At 37.1% G+C, this 21,999-nt stretch carries 20 protein-coding genes; 4 read left to right on the top strand and 16 right to left on the bottom strand.

Annotated features, from left to right (window positions below; translation table 11 throughout):
* The first annotated feature begins 40 nt into the window (after positions 1-40).
* The 4 genes from IGJ32_RS05545 (at position 41) to rpsT (ending at position 1,949) form a co-directional block, all read left to right on the top strand.
* On the top strand, positions 41-496 hold the full coding sequence (locus IGJ32_RS05545; RefSeq protein ID WP_010719338.1) for a DUF441 domain-containing protein: 456 nt from the start codon (positions 41-43) through the stop codon (positions 494-496).
* A gap of 77 nt (positions 497-573) precedes the next feature.
* Positions 574-705 (top strand): hypothetical protein, encoded by a 132-nt coding sequence (locus IGJ32_RS05540; RefSeq protein WP_010719339.1) that lies wholly within the window; start codon positions 574-576, stop codon positions 703-705.
* A 318-nt stretch (positions 706-1,023) separates the two neighbouring features.
* Positions 1,024-1,293 carry a hypothetical protein gene (locus IGJ32_RS05535; RefSeq protein WP_342082112.1) on the top strand — a complete coding sequence of 90 codons (270 nt, stop codon included), beginning with the start codon at positions 1,024-1,026 and terminating at the stop codon, positions 1,291-1,293.
* Positions 1,294-1,694: 401 nt separating this feature from the next.
* On the top strand, positions 1,695-1,949 hold the full coding sequence (gene rpsT, locus IGJ32_RS05530) for a 30S ribosomal protein S20 (protein WP_010719340.1): 255 nt from the start codon (positions 1,695-1,697) through the stop codon (positions 1,947-1,949).
* Between the two features lie 212 nt (positions 1,950-2,161).
* Here the strand turns inward: rpsT and holA are convergent, their stop codons facing one another.
* The 16 genes from holA to typA form a co-directional block, all read right to left on the bottom strand.
* Positions 2,162-3,205, bottom strand: coding sequence for a DNA polymerase III subunit delta (gene holA / locus IGJ32_RS05525; protein WP_034700673.1), 1,044 nt, complete (start codon positions 3,203-3,205; stop codon positions 2,162-2,164).
* A gap of 36 nt (positions 3,206-3,241) precedes the next feature.
* Positions 3,242-5,512 carry a DNA internalization-related competence protein ComEC/Rec2 gene (locus tag IGJ32_RS05520; protein WP_342082111.1) on the bottom strand — a complete coding sequence of 757 codons (2,271 nt, stop codon included), beginning with the start codon at positions 5,510-5,512 and terminating at the stop codon, positions 3,242-3,244.
* Complete coding sequence (locus IGJ32_RS05515) at positions 5,505-5,987, bottom strand: ComE operon protein 2 (RefSeq protein ID WP_010719343.1); 483 nt, start codon at positions 5,985-5,987, stop codon at positions 5,505-5,507. Before IGJ32_RS05515 ends, IGJ32_RS05520 begins: the two co-directional genes overlap by 8 nt.
* An 18-nt stretch (positions 5,988-6,005) precedes the next feature.
* Positions 6,006-6,701: a helix-hairpin-helix domain-containing protein gene (locus IGJ32_RS05510; RefSeq protein WP_178306007.1), complete on the bottom strand. Its 696-nt coding sequence runs from the start codon at positions 6,699-6,701 to the stop codon at positions 6,006-6,008.
* A 566-nt stretch (positions 6,702-7,267) separates the two neighbouring features.
* Entirely contained in the window at positions 7,268-7,480 is a 213-nt protein-coding gene (locus IGJ32_RS05505) for a hypothetical protein (RefSeq protein ID WP_232622365.1), read from the bottom strand.
* 670 nt (positions 7,481-8,150) lie between these two features.
* Positions 8,151-9,194 carry a SepM family pheromone-processing serine protease gene (locus IGJ32_RS05500; protein ID WP_025480486.1) on the bottom strand — a complete coding sequence of 348 codons (1,044 nt, stop codon included), beginning with the start codon at positions 9,192-9,194 and terminating at the stop codon, positions 8,151-8,153.
* The gene (gene coaD / locus IGJ32_RS05495; protein ID WP_034700679.1) at positions 9,184-9,675 is read right to left on the bottom strand and encodes a pantetheine-phosphate adenylyltransferase; all 492 of its coding nucleotides are present in this window, start codon (positions 9,673-9,675) and stop codon (positions 9,184-9,186) included. Before coaD ends, IGJ32_RS05500 begins: the two co-directional genes overlap by 11 nt.
* Positions 9,672-10,253 carry a 16S rRNA (guanine(966)-N(2))-methyltransferase RsmD gene (rsmD, locus tag IGJ32_RS05490; protein ID WP_223603477.1) on the bottom strand — a complete coding sequence of 194 codons (582 nt, stop codon included), beginning with the start codon at positions 10,251-10,253 and terminating at the stop codon, positions 9,672-9,674. Before rsmD ends, coaD begins: the two co-directional genes overlap by 4 nt.
* Positions 10,254-10,375: 122 nt before the next feature.
* The gene (locus IGJ32_RS05485) at positions 10,376-10,717 is read right to left on the bottom strand and encodes a YlbG family protein (RefSeq protein WP_010719349.1); all 342 of its coding nucleotides are present in this window, start codon (positions 10,715-10,717) and stop codon (positions 10,376-10,378) included.
* On the bottom strand, positions 10,710-11,138 hold the full coding sequence (locus tag IGJ32_RS05480; protein ID WP_010737456.1) for a YlbF family regulator: 429 nt from the start codon (positions 11,136-11,138) through the stop codon (positions 10,710-10,712). Before IGJ32_RS05480 ends, IGJ32_RS05485 begins: the two co-directional genes overlap by 8 nt.
* A complete protein-coding gene (locus IGJ32_RS05475; RefSeq protein WP_063627027.1) occupies positions 11,125-12,252 on the bottom strand; it encodes a CAP-associated domain-containing protein in 1,128 nt (375 codons plus the stop codon). Before IGJ32_RS05475 ends, IGJ32_RS05480 begins: the two co-directional genes overlap by 14 nt.
* A 13-nt stretch (positions 12,253-12,265) precedes the next feature.
* Entirely contained in the window at positions 12,266-15,694 is a 3,429-nt protein-coding gene (locus IGJ32_RS05470; protein WP_342082110.1) for a pyruvate carboxylase, read from the bottom strand.
* Between the two features lie 20 nt (positions 15,695-15,714).
* Positions 15,715-16,881: an FtsW/RodA/SpoVE family cell cycle protein gene (locus tag IGJ32_RS05465; protein ID WP_010719353.1), complete on the bottom strand. Its 1,167-nt coding sequence runs from the start codon at positions 16,879-16,881 to the stop codon at positions 15,715-15,717.
* Positions 16,882-16,883: 2 nt separating this feature from the next.
* The gene (locus IGJ32_RS05460; protein ID WP_010719354.1) at positions 16,884-17,186 is read right to left on the bottom strand and encodes a DUF1507 family protein; all 303 of its coding nucleotides are present in this window, start codon (positions 17,184-17,186) and stop codon (positions 16,884-16,886) included.
* Between the two features lie 162 nt (positions 17,187-17,348).
* Positions 17,349-19,100, bottom strand: a complete 1,752-nt coding sequence (gene recQ, locus IGJ32_RS05455) for a DNA helicase RecQ (RefSeq protein WP_081129092.1) — start codon at positions 19,098-19,100, stop codon at positions 17,349-17,351.
* A gap of 917 nt (positions 19,101-20,017) precedes the next feature.
* Positions 20,018-21,847 (bottom strand): translational GTPase TypA, encoded by a 1,830-nt coding sequence (gene typA, locus IGJ32_RS05450; RefSeq protein WP_010737451.1) that lies wholly within the window; start codon positions 21,845-21,847, stop codon positions 20,018-20,020.
* Positions 21,848-21,999 lie beyond the last annotated feature (152 nt).

The raw sequence follows: 21,999 nt of genomic DNA, 5'->3' as shown, positions 1-21,999 counted from the left end.
AATGATATGATTGATGGCAGGAAAGTGAGGTTCTTTTTTTATGGAAAGTTGGATTTTTCTTGGATTGATCATGCTTGTTGCCCTGCTTGCTAAAAATCAAAGCTTGATCATCGCTACAGGTTTTATATTACTAGTCAAATTGATACCGACATCGAAAGTGTTTCTTACTTGGCTTCAAGGCAAAGGAATTAATCTAGGAGTCACCATCATCACAGCTGCTATTTTAGTTCCAATCGCTACTGGCGAGATTGGCTTAAAAGATTTACTAGATGCCTTTAAATCACCCATCGGTTGGATTGCTGTGTTTTGTGGTGGTCTAGTAGCCGTCCTTTCTTCCAAAGGAGTCGGTTTGATTGCTTCAGACCCGCAGATTACTGTTGCATTGGTTTTTGGAACAATTCTCGGAGTCGTTTTCTTAAAAGGGATCGCTGCTGGTCCAGTCATTGCTTCTGGTATTACCTATTGTCTTTTGCAATTATTTTCTTTAAGTAAATGAAAAAATCGATCACAGTTAAAGTGTTTTGAGTCCTCTGAATCGAATCGTTCGTGATATACTTATTCCGAGGTGATCACATGTTAGAAAAATTAAAATACTTTATCGGCACGGTTGGTTGGTTTTTATTAGCGATCGTATTGATTTTAGGACTAGCTTATCTTTTATTTCCAGATCTGATCCAAAATGTGTTCAATACCTACTTTAATTGATCGTGAAAAAAGTAAACCCGATAGATGGAGTAAACAAACTTTATCTATCGGGTTTATTGTTTTTTCATTTATCTTTACTTATGGAATCTACTTGATAAAAGTTGCGTGAGTTTCATCAAGTATGTTTTTAATGTTCCTACCTCTTCCTCTTACCCCTACACCACTTACCCCCTTTTATGTTTCCTAAAATATTATTAAATAATCCTCATTTCTTTTTGGCTCCTCCTTTCATTTTTTGTTATACTAGAACACAAGATAGCATCACTTATATTTTTAATCATTCGCTATTATGCTTTATATATAGAAAGGAAAACGCTCATGGAAACCTTTGAAGGTCTTTTAATTGATACGTATGTCTTACAAGAACAACCTATGATGTTGACTGGCTTAAATCTTCAACTGGAAAATCGTGTCATCAACGGTCTGTTGAAAGATCGTTACTTGGCAAAATATATTCTTCGGCTCCCTTTAAATAAATATGTATTAGAAGTCAGTGGAAAATGGAACCGCCGCAATCAATTAGTCATCAAAAAAATGATGATCAAAAATATTGATGAATACATTAAAATTATTGGGACTCCGGAATAAATTTAGACACACCAACGGTTAACGGTTATAAAATAACTAAAGAATGGTATCGTTATGATTGCTTAGTCTACAAGGAACGTATCCCTTTTCAAAAAAAGCTTTGCAAACGGTTCGCTTTGTTATATAATGTTCGAGTACCAAACAGTCCCATTCAAATTTTGTTTAAAAAGATAAATTTATCTGCTTTGGTTGAACGCTATTGTCTCCCACAATAGCGTTTTTTATTTGCCCATTTTCCTTCTCTTTCAATGCTAGTAAAGCCTAGAATTAAGTTTCTTTTAGTGTTAAGGAAAAAAACTTGTCATGTTCATATTGCAAAGATTACTTCATTTAGGTATAATAATGAATGTTGAATTATGCGGTAACACGCGTAAGAACTTAATTTATCGGAGGTGAAACTAATGCCAAACATTGAATCTGCAATCAAACGTGTTCGTACAAGCGAAAATGCGAACGTTAAAAATTCATCTCAAACAAGCGCTATGCGTACTGCAATCAAAAAATTTGAAGATGCTGTAGCTTCAGGTGCTGAAAACGTAGATGCGTTATATAAAGAAGCTGTTAAAGCTATTGATATGGCTGAAACAAAAGGTCTAATTCATAAAAACAAAGCTAACCGCGACAAATCTCGTTTAAGCAAAAAAATCGCTAAATAAGGAAATCGGCTACGGCCGGTTTTTTTATTTTGTCTCAAACAGTCTATTCGATCACCCTTCTGTTGGGTTTCTTTCCATTCTTTTTATTAGTAAACCAGCTGCGGCTGACTCAGCACTTCCTACTCTAAAACAATTGATGTCTAAAAAACGCTCAAAACATCATCGTTTCAAGCGTTCTTTTTGGATTTATTTCGATTGTTTTGCTCTTCTTTTTAACTCTTCAAAAGCTGACCTGTTCGTAAGACAAATAATTGAAAGCTTAATTCTTTTTCGATTTTACCACTTTTGATTTGGTAATCCATTTCAACCAGATCGTCAAATAAACGCCTTAGGATCTTTTCATCAAATTTACGTACCTCTTGCATCGCCAATTTTACACGGTAAGGATGTATCTTTAAAGTCTCAGCAATATTAGCCTGCTGATAACCGATTTTCATCAAAAACTTGGTCTGTAAAAACAAACGTATTTGTGAAAGCAAGATGGCATTGATCTTAATGGTTTCTTCTCCTTGGGTAATTAAGTCTTCAAACAACCGCAGCGCTTGTTCTGTTTTCCCGGAAAGAATATATTGTGTCATATCAAAAAGATTATGTTCCAAGGTTTTAGGGACTAACTGTTCCACTTCTTTAACAGTGATCAGTTCTTGTTGTTGCCCATACAATAGTAATTTATTCAATTCCCTCATCATTTTTGATAGATCGAGATCCGTTAACCTTAAAAACAGATCAATCGCTTTACGGTCCATTTGAAACGGTGCATTTTCCAGTGTATTCAATAAATACTGACGAACTTCTTTTTCATTCAATTGCTGAACATTGATGGTCACAGCAGCTTTTTTTAATTGTTTCGTTACTTTTTTTCGCTCATCTAATTTCTCATAGGGAGCAAAAAACACTAAAACTGTTGATTCTAAAGGTTCTTTTAAATAATCAATCAGTAGATCCGTATTTTGTTCAATCCCATTATTCACTTTTTCAGCTGTTAAAAAGTAGGGATTTTCTACAAATACTAGGCGTTGATCACCAAAAAATGGCAAAGTCTCTGCCTCAGCAACCACCTCATCAATACTAGCATTCCCCATATCAAAACTTAAGAAATTCAAGTCATCTTGACTATCGATTTGAATTTTTTTCTGGATTTCTGCTCTTACCTGATCCTGTAAATATTTTTCAGTACCTAGAATCAAATAACAAGGCGCAAGCTTTTCTTTACGGATTTTTTGTAAATCTGCTTGAATACTCATTTCGTTCACCACTTTCAAATTTATCCTACCATGAGTAGCTGGGAATTGCTAGTCTATCATTGTGTGGATCTTCCCCTCTGGATACCAAAAGGGATGCCATTTAAAAGTAATTGCGCCTTGACGGTCGGTACGCAAAGGAGTGACTTTATTCTGCTTTAACGTCGCTAGTACGTCTTCATGAGGATGACCAAATAAATTATTCACGCCACAGGATAAAACACCATAGGTTGGTTCTAATTGCGAAATGAACTGTGGATGACTAGATGTGCGGCTGCCATGATGTCCTAATTTGATCACATCCGCTGTTAAATCTGGATAAGCGTTTCCGATCTTTTCTTCTGCATGCTGATCTAAATCACCTAAAAAGAGAAAACGACAGGATTGATGAGTCACTGACAAGCCAATTGAATCTTCATTCTCCCCCTTCCCCTGGGTAATCGGAGACAACACAAAAAAATCAAAATAACCTTTGATCCAATCACCCTGCCTGACTTCACAAATAGTGGTTCCTGCTTTTTCCAATTTCTGCAACTGCGCATAAAGCCAAGCACTCCTGCCAGCTCCCCACCCAATATAAATCGTATCGATCTTGAAATGTTTTGCTAATGTTGTGATCTCTCCCACATGATCGATATCGTCATGCGTCAATATCAGTTTATTGATGCGCCGAATACCATTTCCTTTTAAAAATGGCACAAGATTAAACTCTGCAGGTGGTCTAACCCTTCGCTCTTGCCATGCTTCTTTTTGAAAACCCAATTTCCCACCAGTATCAATCATAACAATTTCTTTTAAAAACGGCGCTTTGAAAAGAATACTGTCTCCTTGCCCCACATCGTTGAAAGTGATACTACTTCCGAATTGAAGAAAACGACCAAAAATGAGAATAATGGGCACAAGGAGTGCAGCTGTCACGCATTGACAAGGTTTATGTTGTTTTTTCTCTATAAGCCATAAAAGAAAGCCTAAACTAAATATTAACAACCAGCCATTCGGTCGCCCAATCACTAGATTGGCAAATCTCAACGAATCTAGTAAGCTCTCGAAATGGACTAAAAAAGAATTAAGCAGCTCGCTAACACTTGGAGGTAATACCCTGCCAAAAACAAATAAAAACGTCAAACAAGGAAGAAATACTTTCTTAAAAACAGGAGCAAAAAGAAGAGTCAACATACTCCCTAATAGTGGCCACTCATAAAAATGCCAAGCTGTCAGTGGCATGATGCCGATACTAAATAACACGATAGTAGTGAACTTTTGAAACTTAGTGGTTGGGTGAGACAACAAAAGAAAGAAGAAGCTCATTCCTAAACTTAGCTGGCCCTCTACTTGGAAAAGACAAAGCGGCTCGATCAGCAAAAGTATCCATAAAATAATCGAATAATGATCGAAAGAAGAAAATTTGACATTGAGGAGTTTTAGCCCTAATTTCAATAAGAATGACAGCCCCGCTCTTTTCACTGACACAGAGCCCCCAGATAAGCTAAAATACCCCAAAGTCCCCCCAACTAGTGGGAGATAACTAGCAGTTAATGTCATCCCTCCTCTGCGAAACAGATAATAGAGCCAACCTAAGTAAGTTTGGATGTGCATGCCTGACAAACTGAATAAATGAAGTAAGCCAGTTTCTTTATATGTGTCTTCTGATGCTAAAAACTGACTATCTTTATAGCCAAAGATCAAAGCATTCATATAGACACTCACCTTGTGACTAAAGTGTTCTTGAATAAACGTAATAAACCTTCCTCGTGTTCTGCTCAGCATATTCTGCCAAGCATTACGATTCAAATGTTCTTTGATCTGGCGTATCTGAAAGCGTCCTTTGATCCGATGTATTTGGTCATACTTTTTTTGATCAAACCCATAAGGATTCCTTTGTTTGGAAGTTTCTTGGTAATCCCCGACTACAATTAATTCAATCGCTTCATGTCTAAGAACAAGAAAAGAATTTCTTTCTTGTTCAGATTTGGCATAATAGCTGCAAGAAATCTTTTGCTTGTCCGTTGTGTGCCCAATAAAAGTCACTAAATCTCCATTCATTTTCACTGTGTCTGAGGCGACCATGATACGTTCAAACGTCCTTTGATCATCGATTGGTTTTGTTTCTTTAAGCCAGCAAGAAAATAAAACCAGCGTACTACAAATGAGACTTAAACCAATAATTTGTTTATTTTCTTTCCGTAAAAAAAACAAAAAAAATCCAGCGAAAATCAAACGATAATGCCATCTGTCTGTATAATAAAACAAACAAATAAAAATCGAAGAAATCGCTGGAAAAATGAATCGATTCTGTGTTTGATCACAAAATCTACTAAACATGTTCTCCTGATAATTCTTTTTGGAGTTTAGAAAAGTGAGTAGAATCCAATGATACTTGATGAACAGTTGCACCTAATTGTTCGATCAATGATTGTGCATACGGATCATTTCGATAATCATGTAAATAGTTGATTTTTTTGATTCCTGCTTGTAATAAGGCTTTTGTACAAGCTAAACAAGGGAAATGAGTCACGTAAATCTCTGCGCCCTCCGTAGGTATGCCTAGTTTTGCACATTGTAATAAAGCATTCATTTCCGCATGGATCGTTCGCAAGCAATGACCATCGACGATATAACAGCCTTCATCAATGCAATGAACATCCCCACTAACAGCGCCATTGTAGCCTCCAGCAATGATCCGTTTTTCTCTTACTAAAGTTGCGCCGACTTCTAATCGTGTACAAGTACTTCTCAATGATAATAATACTGCTTGAGCCATAAAATATTGGTCCCAAGGAATCCGTTCATTGCTCATTTTAGCCACCTCTATCGTTTATTCTATAGTAATTGTAACGAAGTTTTTGATTTTTTCAACTGTCTTCTGACCAATTCCGTCTATTTCTTGAAGCTCGTCAATACTTTTGAACGATCCATTATCTTGTCTATACTGAATAATTTCTCGGGCTTTTTTTTCACCGATCCCCGGTATTTGTTGCAATTGCGAAAGATCAGCGGTATTAAGATGCACTCGATCTGGGTTTGTGTCCGCTGAATCTACCGTCGCTAGACTAGCATTTGAGCTTTCTGGAATTTCTTCGCCTACTTCAGGAACGTACAGCATTTGTTGATCCGTTATTTTTGCTGCAAAGTTGATCTGTTTCTCGTCAGCTGATTCCGTCAGCCCACCTGCTTTTTGAATGACATCAAAGACCCGATCTTCTGCCACAAAAGCGTACATTCCAGGTTGTTTTACCGCTCCTTTCACATCGACATAAATCACTGACCTAGTCGATGTACTCACCGTTTCATCAATTGGCTTCGTTTCAGAACTGTTCTTTTCCGGAGCCTCAATCGATTGGTTTGTCAAAAATAGTTGATCCTTTTTACTTGATTGACTGAAAAAATGAACCATCATTCCACCAAGGATGATGACTCCTATGACACCAAAGATCCCTCCAATCACAAATTTTGGTGAAGAAAAGTTGGTAGTATAGAAACGCTTTCGTTTGTTCTTCCATTCTTCGCTCATTGTGACTATTTTCCGATTGGCTTCCTTTCATTAAATTATGAAGAAGTTTTTTCTCTTCATGATTAAATACGTCAAACCATTTTTCTACATGAAAATAAACCTACTTTTGGGACAATTATTTTATGAAGAATGAATCTTTCATACCTTTAAACATTTCAGGAATAGGCGTTGACATAGGGTCTATATTCCTCTTTTCATTACCTAGCAAAAACCATCAAAATCACTTTTACTAACTTTGATGTTTATCTATTTTTCTATCCGTTTTTGAAAAATAGTTTCAAGTTCACACTCTTAGCGAAGCTCTTCCTTGATTTTTTTGAGCATGTACCCGACTTACCTAAGCAATCCTAAATACGATATCTTTGCCACTGTCTCTCTAGAGGCTATGTACAATTATTCTCACTATACTAAAACGCAACGCCTCGATTATATCAACTTTCCCAGTGTTCAAATCTCCTAAATAAGTCAAAGACTCGCTTCTCCTCATGAACAATCGTGAGCTAGTTTACATAGATTTTATAAGATATTTTTTTACGGACAAAATATTCCATTGTCTAAACTAGTCGTTATACCATATCCAGATAGGTAACTAGTACGATTACGAGACATGTAACGATCATGTAAATAATGTTTTCTAAGCGTCTTGTATGATTTTTTAGAATAATCCCAGGATCAGTAGAATTGAAACTAGTCCGATACTCGATTGGCACAAAATTACCGATACATATTCCGAATAACAAAAGTAAAAAAGGCCAATTTGTAATAACTCCTCTATTCATAAACGCACCTATGATTGAGCTAACATAAATCACTAATTGAATCATTATAATTACAATCGCTTTTTTTCTCATCATTAATCCTCTCCAAGTAAATTTAGAAAAACAAACAGGACTTGATCACAAAATAAAAGTGGTAGTTGGTTTTAAATAGATTTCAAGAATAAAATTCTCCAGCTCTTTCCTCTATTTTCAGAATACCCAATGAATCGGATAAATGTAAAAATCAAAAGCTGTGTGCCAACGTAGTTTTTACTAGGGAATCAGTAAAAAAACACTGACTTAGAACGATCTGATCATCTAACTGTATTCATTTTTCTGTCCTTCGATTATATCATACATCTTCACTTTATTTCCTATTTTTTCATTTCACCGAAAATTTTTCCATTATAAGTTTAAACTCTTTATCAACTGACGCAGTTAAAAATAACTTTACCTTTACTGATCCAACGAATATAAAAAGCTTACCTCATACACATAGATCCCCTCATGGCTAGTTTCTATTCATTTTAGTTTCTCTATAAAAAAGAGACAGACAAGCTTTCCGTTAAGGCTGAGTCATTGAAAACATCAATCTTAAAGGAAATTTTGTCTGTCTATTTATTCGTTCAAAGACGTTTCATGAACAATGATAAAAAAATGTTGTTGAAACAAAACGATTTATAATGAATCTTTAGTTCATCTTTTCTAAATAATCAAGGGCATCTTGGACGGTTTTCACTGGTACAATTTTCATTGAAGAGTTCAATTCTTTCGCAGCAGCTTTGGCTTCTTCGTAATTGGTTTTGATTTCTGGATGTTTCTTCTTGATTTCATCTGAGATTGGATCATCCGGTGCAAAGAATATTTCAACGCCAGCTTTGTCTGCACTAGCCACTTTTTTATCAATACCACCAATTCGCCCAACTTCACCGTCGCTATTGATCGTTCCAGTACCAGCAATTTCTTTCCCTTGACGAAGATTTTTACCGGTCAATTGTTCATAGATTTCCAGGGTAAACATCAAACCAGCAGACGGCCCTCCGATTGATCCTGAATTAATCATTACATCTGTATCCGACTTGATACTCGTATGATCGGTTAAAGTAATCCCAATCCCTGCTTTATTATCCGTTGGCAGTTCGATCAATTTACCTGAAGTTTCGTTTTCTTTGCCATCTCGGAGATAGGTGATCGTGACCGTATCGCCGACTTTTTTACTTTTGACATACTTCATAAATGCTTCTGCACTTTTAAAGGTTTGTCCATCAACTTTTGTGACTGTATCACCAACTGCTAATTTTCCATAGAAATTGGAATTCTTCTCGACACTCATGACATAGACACCTTTAAATTCCATCTGGTAAGAGCGCCCTGCCAATTTTAGTGCTTGCTCAATCGCTGCATTTTGGGAAGACTCCATATAATATTGTTGGATTTGATTGTATTCTTCGCTAGTCGCCCCGCCAGTCAACTCCTCAGCGCTAATCAAATCTTCAAACGGTGCTAGCTTGGCTTTGACTGCTGTAAAACCAGTTGCTCGACGGATGCCCACTGAAGTTAATGAAAAGGAACCTGAATCTTTGTCCTTTTTCCCATTGACGGTAATCAGCTCTTTCAAATTGATGGTTGCTCCTGGTGCTTCCACATAAAAAGGAAGTGGAATTACCACGAACCCAATAATAAATATCCCTAAAAAAATGACAAGAATTGTCTTTAACCATCTTTTAAAGTCCATCATTTTCACGCTTTCCAGCTAACGCTTCGTTGATTACTGATGGAAGATAGTCACTGACATCTCCCCCAAAGTGTAAGACTTCTTTTAATAAACTAGAACTAACGTGACTATATTCTTGTTTAGCCAATAAAAAGACCGTCTCGATTTCTTGATTTAAATGATGGTTCATTTGAGCAATATCCCGTTCATATTCAAAATCCTTTACACTACGGATACCACGAATGATGGTTTGAACAGCTAATTCATTCGCAATCTCGACTGTTAATTGATTTTCCTGGTGGTACACTTTAACATTCGGAAGATGACGAACAGCTTGAGTAATCAATGTAACTTTTTCATCAACGGTAAATAGATGTTTTTTTGACGTATTCACAAATACCCCAATGATGACCTCATCAAACATTTTTGCTGCTCGTTCGACCATATCTAAATGCCCATTCGTGAACGGATCAAAGCTGCCTGGAAACAAGGCTTTTTTCATAGGTCTTCCTCTTTTCTGTAGATAGTCACAGTTGAAATACCATACGTTTGTTTTCTGATTTGCGTAAAATCAGCAATCTTTTCTGGTAATTCCACTGTTTTATCAGTTTCACATACAATAACTGCCGAATCATTAAAAAGGTCCAGCTCCGTCATTTTGATTATTTGGTCAAGAATTTTTTGTTTGGCATATGGTGGGTCAAGAAATAAATAATCAAATTTTTGCTGATCATTTGCCAGCTTTTCGATGGCTTTGTCCGCATCAAGTTTTAACGTGGTGAATTTTTCTGGCTCTTTCGTTACTTTAATGTTTTCTTGGATTATTTTTAGCGCTTGGTAATTTTTGTCTACACAAAAGGCATGCCCACAGCCACGAGAAACTGCTTCGATAGCTAACCCGCCACTACCAGAAAATAGGTCTAAGACTGTTTCTCCGTCGAAGTAAGGACCGATCATATTGAAGATCGATTCTTTCACTTTATCTGTGGTGGGACGTGTATTAGCCCCTGCTAAACTCTTTAAGCGTCGTCCACCATATGTTCCTGATATTACTCGCATTGACTCACTCCTTTTAAAAATCGTGCTGTTACTAGTATACCAAAAAAAAAGATAAAAAAACTTGGATCGCCATTAATTTCATGCTTTCTCAAGTTATTTTTATCTTTTTTATTTAAGAGATGAATGATTTACACAAAACAGGTTTAAAAGACATGGTCTGCTAAACGAATCTTAGTGTTGATCTCCTCAATCTCAAAACCTTCTTCTTTGACTGGTTGCTTCGTACCAATCTTATCAGCAAAGTTCATTTCGACGTCTGGACGATAAGAGCGTTCAACTTTGCGAACAAAATGAAGTTTGTTGATTCGTTCTGCAGTTTGCTCAAATGTGTCTTCATTCAAATACAATACGACATATTTCATTTTACGTGAAACGTAATGAAGCAATCCAAATTTCTTCAAATTTTTTAATTGTTTCAAACTGTATACCCAGACAATCAACCCACGTCGTTTCGTTAGTTGAAATTCATTTTTTTCATCATTCATGACAGTTACCTCCACATCCACTACGCCCCTTTTGTTCAAAAAAAGGATTTCCCGCATCAATTTTAATCGTCAACGATACCGTTTCTGCTAACTGCTGGCTAATTTTATCCAATAGATCTTGCAATTGTGTTTCCATACAACGAAAATCCGCTACTTTTTCATGCAAATCAAGTTGACGTTTGGCTAACCGAACAGCTCTTTGCTTCTCTCGAAATTCTGGTGCATATTTTTGATAAGGAACAACTTTTTCAAACTGTTCTTTTTTTATTGAGAAATCATTAATCAATAAATTGACATCCGCTGATTGTTCCATCACTTTTTTAGCTTTTAAATATTTTTTCATCGTCTCGCTTTTTTTGATACAATCGGATAAGCTCTGACATTGATCTTCTAAGGCAAATAATTCCTCATTGATTATCACTGCTATCGGTACTCTCCTTACCTTCTTCTTGCATTAAGACTAACATATTTTCTTTTGAAAAAGCAATTCCTAATAGATCGGAAGTGTTAACTAAAAAGCGGTCGTGATAGTACGGATCACTATACAAAAATAAAAATGTAAACGTTGGATCAATCACTGGATGTGTAAAGACACCGGTCGATTGGGGAAGCTTTCTTTTTGCGACTAACGAATCAATTTCATCAGTAGTCAATGAAAACTTAGCAGTTGCGTTTGTACTACCCGCTATTTGTTGCCATTCTGCTAATCGTTCTTTCGTCAAAATATCTTCTGGTCTATTAAGATAATCACTTAAAAGCAATTTCGTTTGAGTAGAAAAACCGGTCGTCTGCTTATAAAGTGGTAAGCGATCCAATTGCCTTAACTGATTCAACAACCGAACACTATGACCTTCTTTTGCTTGATTGATTTCAGCCCAATCTACTTGATCGTCTATTTTATATTGCGGTAAGTCTGAACCAAATACTTGATAGGGATGAAGTTTCAACAAACTAGCTTTATCCAAATAAACGATCGAAAACAGTCCATTACTACTTTGGTCGAAGAATAAAATAGCAAACGTATCATTATCAAACGCAATCAACGGTCGATAATTCATATCTTCTTCCATCAATTCGATCCCGACATCTGTTCCATTGTATTGAAAATTAAAATTCGTATAGATCGTGGTGATCTCAGTTAGATCTTGCATTGTCATCCCTAAGTAAAAAGGAGCAATCGTTGAGTTGTCCGTATTTAATACTTTAATCGTGGAAACTTTATCTTTTGTGATATTCGCTTCAAAGGATAAGTGATTGATTTGATCATGGTAATATCTTGTTTCAAAACCAAACCCACTCGTCAAGCGTTCATAGGGATCACCAAAACGTTGCTCTAATTCATCAACTGATTGACCAACATACGTGGAAAAGCCAGATGTTTCCAACTTCTGGTATTTCCACGTAGTCATTTGATTTTGAGTGATTTGCTCTGAGTTTTTTTTTACTTCAAGTTTAGGAGGAAACAACACCGGCTGCATGTAAAATGCAATGATCACTGATAACAATATCGCACCAAATAACCCTAGCCGTTTCATCTTTTTCCCACCTTTATTTTTCAGTTACTTCAATCAATAAATCACCAGAAGCGATCGCATCGCCATCTGTTACATAGACATGCGCAATTTCACCATCAAAACGAGCTTCAATTGCCGTTTCCATTTTCATTGCTTCCGTGATCATCAATGTATCGCCTTTTTTGACATGATCGCCTTTTTTGACTAATACATCTAATACAGAACCAGACATCGTTGCACCGATATGTTCACGATTTGTTGGTTCAGCTTTCACACGTGTTTGTACAGTACTGATGATCGAATGGTCGTTCACTGTGATTTCACGACGTTGCCCATTCAAATTAAAGAATAAGACACGATTTCCTTCAATATCTGGTTCACCGATTTCATCCAAGCGAATAATCAAAATCTTGCCTTTTTCAATTTGAACATTCACCGTTTCTCCTAAGCGAATCCCTTGGAAGAATGTTGGTGTATCAAGTAATGTCACATCACCAAATTGATTATAGGCCGCTTGATAATCTAAAAAGACTTGCGGATACATCAAGTAGCTCAGTACTTCTTCTTGTTTAGGTTCATAGCCGATTTTTTCAGCTAATTCTGCTTTGACTTGTTGGAAATCAACTGGTTTAGCTAAAGCTCCAGGACGTTCAGTAATCGCTTCTCGTCCTTTAAGGATGATCTTTTGTAATTTTTCCGGGAATCCTCCAACCGGTTGTCCTAGCTCTCCTTGGAAGAAAGTAATGACAGATTCAGGGAAACTCATTGTTTCACCTTTTTCATAGATATCTTCCTCCGTTAAATCATTTTGAACCATGAACAAGGCCATGTCTCCTACAACTTTTGATGAAGGGGTAACTTTCACGATATCACCAAACATCAGGTTCACTGTATGGTACATCTGTTTGATGTCATCCCATTTATTTCCTAAACCAACTGCTTTGGCTTGTTGTTGGAGATTAGAGTATTGTCCACCAGGCATTTCATGCATATATACTTCTGTTTCTGGTGCATTCAAACCGTTCTCAAATGGTTTGTAATACATACGGACATCTTCCCAGTAATGATTCAATTGTTGTGCATTTTGAATATTGATCTCTGGCAACCGTGGACCGTTGACCAAAGCATAATACAAACTGCTCATACTTGGTTGACTTGTATTCCCACTCATCGCACTCATCGCCACATCAACGATATCTACTCCAGCCTTTGAAGCTGCAGAATAGGTAATGATTCCATTTCCACTCGTATCATGTGTATGAAGGTGGATTGGCAAATCAGTAGTCTCTTTTAATTCACTAATCAAGCGATAAGCAGCTTGTGGTTTCAGCAAGCCAGCCATATCTTTGATCGCAATGATATGCGCCCCAAGTTGTTCTAGTTCTTTCGCCATGTCCTTGTAATATTGGACATTATATTTTGCACGACTAGGATCATTGATATCTCCGGTATAGCAGATCGCAGCTTCTGCAATCTTACCTGTGTCTCGAACCGCTTGGATACTTTTTTCCATTTGCGGTACCCAGTTCAAACTGTCAAAGATTCGAAACACATCAATTCCTTGAGCCGCTGCTTCTTTCACAAATTCTACTAAGACGTTATCCGGATAATTGGAATAACCGACTGCATTTGAACCTCTGAACAACATTTGTAACAGCGTATTTGGCATCAATGCTCGGATCTTTCTTAATCTTTGCCAAGGATCTTCATTCAAGAAGCGATAAGCGACGTCAAAGGTTGCTCCTCCCCACATCTCACTTGAGAATAGTTCAGGTAATCCTTCACCGGTCAATTGAGCAATCTCTTTAAAGTCTTTCGTACGAACACGAGTTGCTAATAAGCTTTGATGAGCATCTCTAAATGTCGTATCAGTCAATAACAAGTTTTCTTGCGATTTGATCCATTGGACTAACGCATCCGAACCATCAGAATCTAAAACATTTTTTGCTGTCAGATAATCTGGGCGTTTAATCAAATCTTTCGGTACCCGAGGAGATTCATAAAATGGTTTTTCACCATTTTTGATTCCCGGGAAGCCATTCACGGTAATTTCACCGATGTATTTCATTGTTTTATTTCCACGGTCGCGTAAACGAGGGAACTCAAACAATTCTTTTGTATTATCGATAAATGTCGTTTTAGCGTTTCCCGATTGAAATTCAGGATGGGAAATCACATTCAACATAAATGGGATATTGGTTTTGACTCCACGAATCCGAAATTCTTTTAAGCAACGTTCCATTTTTTGGATTGCCGTATCAAAATCTGCCGCATGCGTACAAACTTTGACTAAAAGTGAATCAAAGTATGGGGTAACCACATATCCTGCATAAGCATTACCGACATCTAAACGCACTCCGAAACCACCAGGTGAACGGTAAGTATCGATTTTCCCTGTATCAGGAAGAAAATGATTCAACGGGTCTTCTGTAGTGATCCGACATTGAATCGCAGAACCATTTAGTTTGATATCTGCTTGTTGCGGCAGACCAATTTCACTGTGTAAATCTTTCCCTTGGGCAATCAATAATTGAGTAGTCACGATGTCCACATCGGTAATCATCTCTGTAATCGTATGTTCCACTTGGACTCGAGGGTTGACTTCGATAAAATAAAAGTCATTTCCTTCAACTAAAAATTCAACCGTCCCAGCATTGACATAACCAACGTGTTTCATTAATTGAACGGCTGCTTGACAGATGCGTTCACGTTGTTCAGTCGACATGGAGACACAAGGGGCTACCTCTACTACCTTTTGGTGACGTCTTTGTACAGAGCAGTCTCTTTCAAATAAATGGATCACATTTCCATGTTTATCGCCCAAAATTTGGACTTCGATGTGTTTAGGATTTGCAATATATTTTTCAACATACACTTCATCGCTGCCAAAAGCCGCTTTTGCTTCACTTTTCGCGCGATCATAGCCTTCTCGAGCGCTTTTTTCATCATGGGCGACACGCATTCCTCGTCCCCCACCACCTAGAGCGGCTTTAATCATAATCGGATAACCGTACGTTTCAGCAAAAGACAAAGCATCTTCGACCTTTTCAATCGGTCCATCAGTCCCAGGAATCGAATCAATTCCAGCTGCGATAGCTGCTGCTTTTGCTTTGATCTTGTCACCAAAGATATCCAAATGATGTAAGTCTGGTCCTACAAAAGTGATGCCTTCTTCCTTGCATCGTTTTGCAAAACTTAGATTTTCAGATAACAACCCATAGCCTGGATGGATCGCATCCGCTCCACAGGCTTTCGCAATGGCAATAATCCCTTCAATATCTAAGTAAGCATCAATCGGTTTTTTCCCTTCGCCAACTAGATATGCTTCATCTGCTTTAAACCGGTGCACGGAATACTCATCTTCTTTTGCGTAGATACCTACAGTTTTAATTCCTAATTCTGTACATGCTCGAAACACTCGTACAGCAATTTCTCCTCTGTTAGCAACTAAAACTTTTTCCATCAAACCACTCCTACATCTTTTTAGTATAAACCTAAACTTTTTCGTTTTTCATCTGCACTGATATTCAAGACGAAGCCAACACAAATGGATAACATCAATAAACTAGATCCTCCCTGACTCAAAAATGGGAAAGTGATCCCAGTTAACGGAATAACGCCTGTTATCCCTCCCAAATTGATAAATATTTGGATCATGAACATGGCACCAATCCCAATACATAATAGAGAATTAAATGGATCTTTTGAGCGAATCCCCACCAAAAAGATCCGAACAATCATGAAAAACAGTAAAGCAAGAATCAAGATCCCCATGATCACGCCTAACTCTTCTACCACAATGGCATAAATAAAGTCCGTCTGCGCTTCATTTAAAAAACCTTTTTTCTGGATACTATTTCCAAGACCTCGACCAAAAAGCCCTCCATTGAACATCGCATAATAACCATTAGCTAATTGATGACCTTTGTTCAACTCGTCAGAAAAAGGATTTTGATAAATGGCAAATCGGTTATAGATATATTGTAAACGTCCGGGAAATATTTTCCCGTGGGTGATATTGATCAACCAGATTGCTAAAGCACTCAAGCCAACCCCACCGACCCCAACGATCAACGTATAAACGTAGTTGATACCACTAGCCAAAAGTAAGACTAAGATAATTAAAAAAATGACAGTTGCATTACCAAAATCGGGTAAAATAGCAACTAGCGCTGTTAGTGCCAACACTAACAGTAACGGTCTTTTAACAGTAGAAACAAAATCTTTTTGAACGCTTCTTTGTCTTTTAGATAACGTTAATGCTAAGTACCAAATCACAATGATCTTTAAGTATTCAGCTGGCTGGAGAGAGAATCCAGCGATTTGAAGCCATCCTTTCGCTCCATTGATCTCTTTCCCGAAGAATAAAACGATCAATAGCAAGATCGTCAGTACAGCAATAGCTGCCATAATCAGTCGTTGATTTTTTAATACGGATGTTTTCATTTTATATAAAAGTCCAATAGCTACTAAGCTAACGCCCCAAAACAAACTTTGGTTAAAAAAAGAGGCGGAAGGACTGCTTCCATTTTCTAGCAATAAATAAGATGATGAACTATAGACCATGATTAAACCTAAAATACATAGAATCAAGTAAGGAATCAAAATACTATAGTTTAATAAATGCCTTTTTTTTACTTTCTTAGGCAAGTTTACTCCTCCTTGCCAATTTCTTTTTTATCGTAATTTTCTTGGTAAACCTCACTATATAATCGGTTCAGTTCACGCTCTAGCTCACTCAGCAACAATTGACCTTCCGTTTTATCGATGATGCCTACACGAACGGCAAATCCGACTTGTTGTGAGAAGCCATACATTTGCGTATCTACTACTTCTTCAAATGCCTTACATTGTGAGATACACAGGCTATTTTTTTGATTTTTGATCAAGCGTTTGATTCGTTCTGATTCATCTTTAAGCACTTGAACTGCAAATTCATTTGATAGAGAATCCATCTAAGCCTACCCCCATTCTAAGTTTATTTATTATAACATACTTAAAATTCTAACGGGGAAAAATCCCAGTTTTCGCTCAGGGATTTTCTTCTTTTTTTACTATTTGCTAGCCTATCATGAGCAAAAACAATAGATGTACTAATTTTACAAACGATACACTACTTAACTAGAAAGTATCAGTGCTAAAAAAGCGTCCCCGTATTTGTCTAACTTGCTTTGTCCTACCCCTTTTATCTGCAATAAAGAAAGTCGATCTTTTGGACGTTGTCGACTCATTTCTTTTAAAGTCGCATCTGAAAAAACCACATAAGGCGGCACGCCTGCTTCAGAAGCTAAGTCAGTTCGTAACTCTCTTAGCGTTTCAAATAAGGTGTCAGCTTCTTCATCAGAAAGTTGTTGGACTTTTTCAGCTTCTTTTTTAAATACTTTTTGTTTCCCTTTTAACACTTCGATTCCTAGTTCCGTTACTTTCAACGTGGGGTATTCACCGTTCATTGAATACAGATAACCACCAGAAATAAGATACTCGATCAACTGAAGAATATCTTTTTGTGCCCATTTTTTTAATAAGCCGTAAGTTGATAACGCTTGAAAACCTAGCATCTTGACTTTTTGTTCTTTCGAACCAGCTAATACCTTCATCAACAATTGTTTCCCATAATTTTCACCCATGCGTTTCAAGCAAGACAACACCATCTGTGTTTCAGTCGTTACATCGACTAGTTCACGTTCATCTAAACAGTTACCACATCTTCCACATGGGATACTTTTTTCGCCAAAATAAGTAAGAATATATTGTTGCAGACAGGATTCGATGTAGACGTATTCCGTCATTGCTTTTAATTTTTCGTATTCTTTTTGTTTTTGTGACTCTTCTCGTTGGGATTGTTGGATAAAAAATTTTTGGACCTGGATATCTTGGGGAGCAAACAACAAGACAGCCTCACTTAAGAGCCCATCACGACCTGCTCTTCCCGCCTCCTGATAGTAAGCTTCTAAAGAACCAGGAATCTGATAATGAATGACGAAGCGGATGTTACTCTTATTGATCCCCATGCCAAAAGCATTCGTTGCAACTAATAATTCTGTACGGTCATATAAAAAGTCTTCTTGGATTTCTGTTCGTTGGCTTTCACTCATCCCACCATGATATCTGCCAACACTGAAATCAAATTTCTTTAACAAATGATAGATTCGATCAACTTCTTTGCGGGTAGCGGCATAAATGATCCCTGATTGCTTTTTATTGATACGCAGATACTCAATTAAGTACTGCTCTTTTTTTTGATCTTTTACTACTTGTAAACGTAGATTTTCTCGTGCAAAACCCGTTTGAATATGATTATCCATTGGTATCTTTAAAAGTCTTTTAATATCTTCTGCTACTTGCTTTGTTGCAGTAGCAGTCAATGCCACAATGATCGGTCGTTGATTAAACGTGTTTAATGTTTCTGCCATATGAAGATAGCTTGGACGAAAATCATGTCCCCATTGTGAGATACAATGCGCTTCATCAATCGCTATCAGTTGCACGTGCCAACGTTTCATTGATTGGATAAAATCTGGCATGATAAACCGTTCTGGCGCAACATATAATAATTGGATTTGTTGCTGTTCGAGTAATCGAAACCGAGAAGCAGTCTCATAACTATCCAATGAACTATTGATAAATGTCGCTGAAATGCCTAACTGATTGGCAGCATCTACTTGATCTTTCATCAGAGAGATCAAAGGAGAAATGACTACAGTCAAGCCATCCAGCATCAATGCTGGCAATTGATAACAAATGGACTTCCCACTTCCTGTAGGCATGATCCCTAGGACGTCTTCATGATCAAGGACCTTTTGGATAATTTCTTTTTGTCCAGGGCGAAATACTTCATAACCAAAGTATTGTTTTAATATATCATTCATTTTATCCCTACTTTTTAGTTGATTTAAGAGGTTGTGAAAGAAGCGATCAGCTCCGAGCGAATAAGAGAGGATTTTTTAAAATAGCTTCTCATATTTTAGAAAATCATCGCTTATTGCTGAGGAGTTGCTTCTTGAACACCGTGAATAAGAGGTTGTGAAAGCATCGGGAAGCTCCGATGACAATAAGAAAGAATTTTTTAAAACAGCTTCTCATGTTTTGAAAAATTCAGGCTTATTTAAAGAAGCTGATGCTTGAACACCGTGAATAAGAGGTTGTGAAAAGAGCGCTTTGACCTGAGCGCTCACCAAGTAAAAACTGCGCCGAGTAATCGCAGGAGCATTAAGGATGATAATCTCGAAACAGCTCCCCATGTTTTACGAAACTCAGCTTTATGTCAAAAAACTGCCGCTCGTCCACGGTTTAGTTGTTTTTTATTTATAAAAAGCCTAGAGCAACCTTTTATTATTGACCCTTCTATCGCCCCTCTATAACTATAATACGTCAATTATATTTTACTTCTCCAAGCAATCAAGTACAACATGCTTTTTGTGAAACTTTCGCTTTTCGTGAAACAAAAAACAAGGTAATCAAAGATTTTAAAAAGACTTTTAATAAACTTTTAGCGTACTTATTGAATTTTTCTTATAGTTTTTATTAACTTCTCCACAGATAAAAATTTTAGAAAAAGGAAAAACAATTCTCTCCTTTTAATTTCAAACAATTGAATACGTTCTAAAAAATTGAGAAGCAAAATTTGCCGACAGTATTTTTCTTTTCATCTACATTAATGCTGATTTACCAGTCATCTGAACAAAAATAAACCGAAGATGCCCGAAAATAGTTACTCCTATTTTTGGACTTCTTCGGTTTATTTCTCAAAGCTAAACATCACTGTATCAACAAGGTGAACAAATGATTATTTTTTCTTTTTAGAAGCTTTTTCACGTGCATTTTTGTTTAAGATTTGTTTTCTTAAACGGATACTTTCCGGTGTTACTTCACAATATTCATCGTCATTCAAGAATTCTAACGATTCTTCTAACGTCAATTGTTTTGGTTTTTTGATAACAGATGTTTGGTCCTTGGTAGCAGAACGAACGTTAGTCATTTGTTTTGCCTTCGTGATGTTAACAGTCAAGTCATTGTCACGACTATTTTCACCAATGATCATACCTTCATAAACTTCTGTACCTGGTTCAACAAAAACAGTTCCACGTTCTTCGATACTCATGATTGAATAAGTTGTTGCTTTTCCAGTATCAATCGATACTAACGCACCTTGGTGTCGTCCACCGATTTGACCTGGTAACATTGGTAGGTATTGATCAAATGTGTGGTTCATGATGCCGTAGCCGCGAGTCATTGAAAGAAATTCAGTTGAATAACCGATCAAGCCACGAGCTGGTGTTAAAAATGTCAAACGGATTTGACCATTACCAGTATGGATCATGTCTTGCATTTCACCTTTACGTAAGCTTAATGATTCGATAACGCTACCCATATATTCTTCAGGTGTGTCGATTTGAACACGTTCAAAAGGTTCACATTTCACGCCATCAATTTCTTTTTCGATAACTTCAGGACGAGATACTTGTAGTTCATAACCTTCACGACGCATGTTTTCGATCAAGATTGACAAATGAAGTTCTCCACGACCAGAAACTGTCCAAGCATCTGGAGAATTTGTTGGTTCAACACGCAATGAAACATCCGTTTGCAACTCAGCCATCAGGCGTTCTTCAATTTTACGAGCAGTGACATATTTTCCTTCACGGCCAGCAAATGGTGAATTATTCACTAAGAAAGTCATTTGCAGTGTTGGTTCGTCAATGTGTAGAATTGGCAGAGCATCTTGGTGGTCCACAGGTGTCACTGTTTCCCCAACGAAAATATCTTCCATTCCTGATACGGCAATTAGATCTCCAGCTTTTGCTTCGTCAATTTCTAAACGTTTCAAGCCGAAGAAACCAAATAATTTAGTTACACGGAATTTTTTAACTGAACCGTCTAATTTTAGTAAGGCAACTTGGTCCCCTACTTTGATCGTTCCACGGAAGACACGACCAATCCCGATACGTCCAACATAGTCGTTATAATCAAGCAATGATACTTGGAATTGTAATGGTTCATCGCTATTGTCTACTGGCGCAGGGATTTTTTCAACGATTGTATCAAAGATCGGTGCCATTGTTGGTTCTTGATCAGCTGGATCATCAGACAAGCTAGATGTTCCGTTTAATGCTGAAGCATAGATAACTGGGAAATCTAATTGATCATCATCTGCACCTAGTTCAATAAATAATTCTAATACTTCATCAACAACAAACTCAGGTCGTGCAGAAGGTTTATCAATTTTATTCACAACTACGATCGGTGTAATATGTTGTTCTAGCGCTTTTTTCAAAACAAAACGAGTTTGTGGCATCGTTCCTTCATAAGCATCAACTACTAAGACAACGCCGTCAACCATTTTCATGATTCGTTCAACCTCGCCACCAAAGTCCGCATGCCCAGGTGTATCCATGATATTGACACGAATCCCTTTATAATCAACTGCGGTATTTTTTGCTAAAATCGTGATTCCACGTTCTTTTTCTAAAGCATTTGAATCCATCGCACGTTCTTGTAATTGTGTGTGTGCGTCTAATGTATCTGATTGTTTCAATAATTCATCAACCAATGTGGTTTTTCCGTGGTCAACGTGGGCGATGATCGCTACGTTACGGATATCATTTCTATAGTTCAATGTAACTAACTCCTTCTCGGTTCTTTATGACAGTGCAATTTTACTCGACTGTTTATTATAGCAAACTTTTTTCATGAAATATAGTAAAATGTTTTCATTTTTTCGAGAAAATTAATATTTTAGCCATATTTTTCTTAATTATGCGGTTTTTT

Origin of the sequence: Enterococcus sp. DIV1639a (assembly GCF_050530445.1) — a bacterium.
Taxonomy (GTDB): domain Bacteria; phylum Bacillota; class Bacilli; order Lactobacillales; family Enterococcaceae; genus Enterococcus_B; species Enterococcus_B hirae.
Note: the sequence above shows the minus strand (reverse complement) of the source record. Positions and strands in the feature narration are given on the sequence as shown.

What these genes read in the sequence shown, in the direction of transcription:
- coaD (WP_034700679.1), bottom strand. Translation starts at nt 9,675, where the DNA reads ATGAAAAAAGCCTTGTTTCCAGGCAGCTTTGATCCGTTCACGAATGGG.
- IGJ32_RS05535 (WP_342082112.1), top strand. Translation starts at nt 1,024, where the DNA reads ATGGAAACCTTTGAAGGTCTTTTAATTGATACGTATGTCTTACAAGAA.
- IGJ32_RS05500 (WP_025480486.1), bottom strand. Translation starts at nt 9,194, where the DNA reads ATGGACTTTAAAAGATGGTTAAAGACAATTCTTGTCATTTTTTTAGGG.
- IGJ32_RS05540 (WP_010719339.1), top strand. Translation starts at nt 574, where the DNA reads ATGTTAGAAAAATTAAAATACTTTATCGGCACGGTTGGTTGGTTTTTA.
- IGJ32_RS05545 (WP_010719338.1), top strand. Translation starts at nt 41, where the DNA reads ATGGAAAGTTGGATTTTTCTTGGATTGATCATGCTTGTTGCCCTGCTT.
- IGJ32_RS05460 (WP_010719354.1), bottom strand. Translation starts at nt 17,186, where the DNA reads ATGGATTCTCTATCAAATGAATTTGCAGTTCAAGTGCTTAAAGATGAA.
- IGJ32_RS05475 (WP_063627027.1), bottom strand. Translation starts at nt 12,252, where the DNA reads ATGAAACGGCTAGGGTTATTTGGTGCGATATTGTTATCAGTGATCATT.
- rpsT (WP_010719340.1), top strand. Translation starts at nt 1,695, where the DNA reads ATGCCAAACATTGAATCTGCAATCAAACGTGTTCGTACAAGCGAAAAT.
- IGJ32_RS05470 (WP_342082110.1), bottom strand. Translation starts at nt 15,694, where the DNA reads ATGGAAAAAGTTTTAGTTGCTAACAGAGGAGAAATTGCTGTACGAGTG.
- IGJ32_RS05510 (WP_178306007.1), bottom strand. Translation starts at nt 6,701, where the DNA reads ATGAGCGAAGAATGGAAGAACAAACGAAAGCGTTTCTATACTACCAAC.
- IGJ32_RS05515 (WP_010719343.1), bottom strand. Translation starts at nt 5,987, where the DNA reads ATGAGCAATGAACGGATTCCTTGGGACCAATATTTTATGGCTCAAGCA.
- IGJ32_RS05520 (WP_342082111.1), bottom strand. Translation starts at nt 5,512, where the DNA reads ATGTTTAGTAGATTTTGTGATCAAACACAGAATCGATTCATTTTTCCA.
- IGJ32_RS05505 (WP_232622365.1), bottom strand. Translation starts at nt 7,480, where the DNA reads ATGAATAGAGGAGTTATTACAAATTGGCCTTTTTTACTTTTGTTATTC.
- recQ (WP_081129092.1), bottom strand. Translation starts at nt 19,100, where the DNA reads ATGAATGATATATTAAAACAATACTTTGGTTATGAAGTATTTCGCCCT.
- IGJ32_RS05485 (WP_010719349.1), bottom strand. Translation starts at nt 10,717, where the DNA reads ATGAATGATGAAAAAAATGAATTTCAACTAACGAAACGACGTGGGTTG.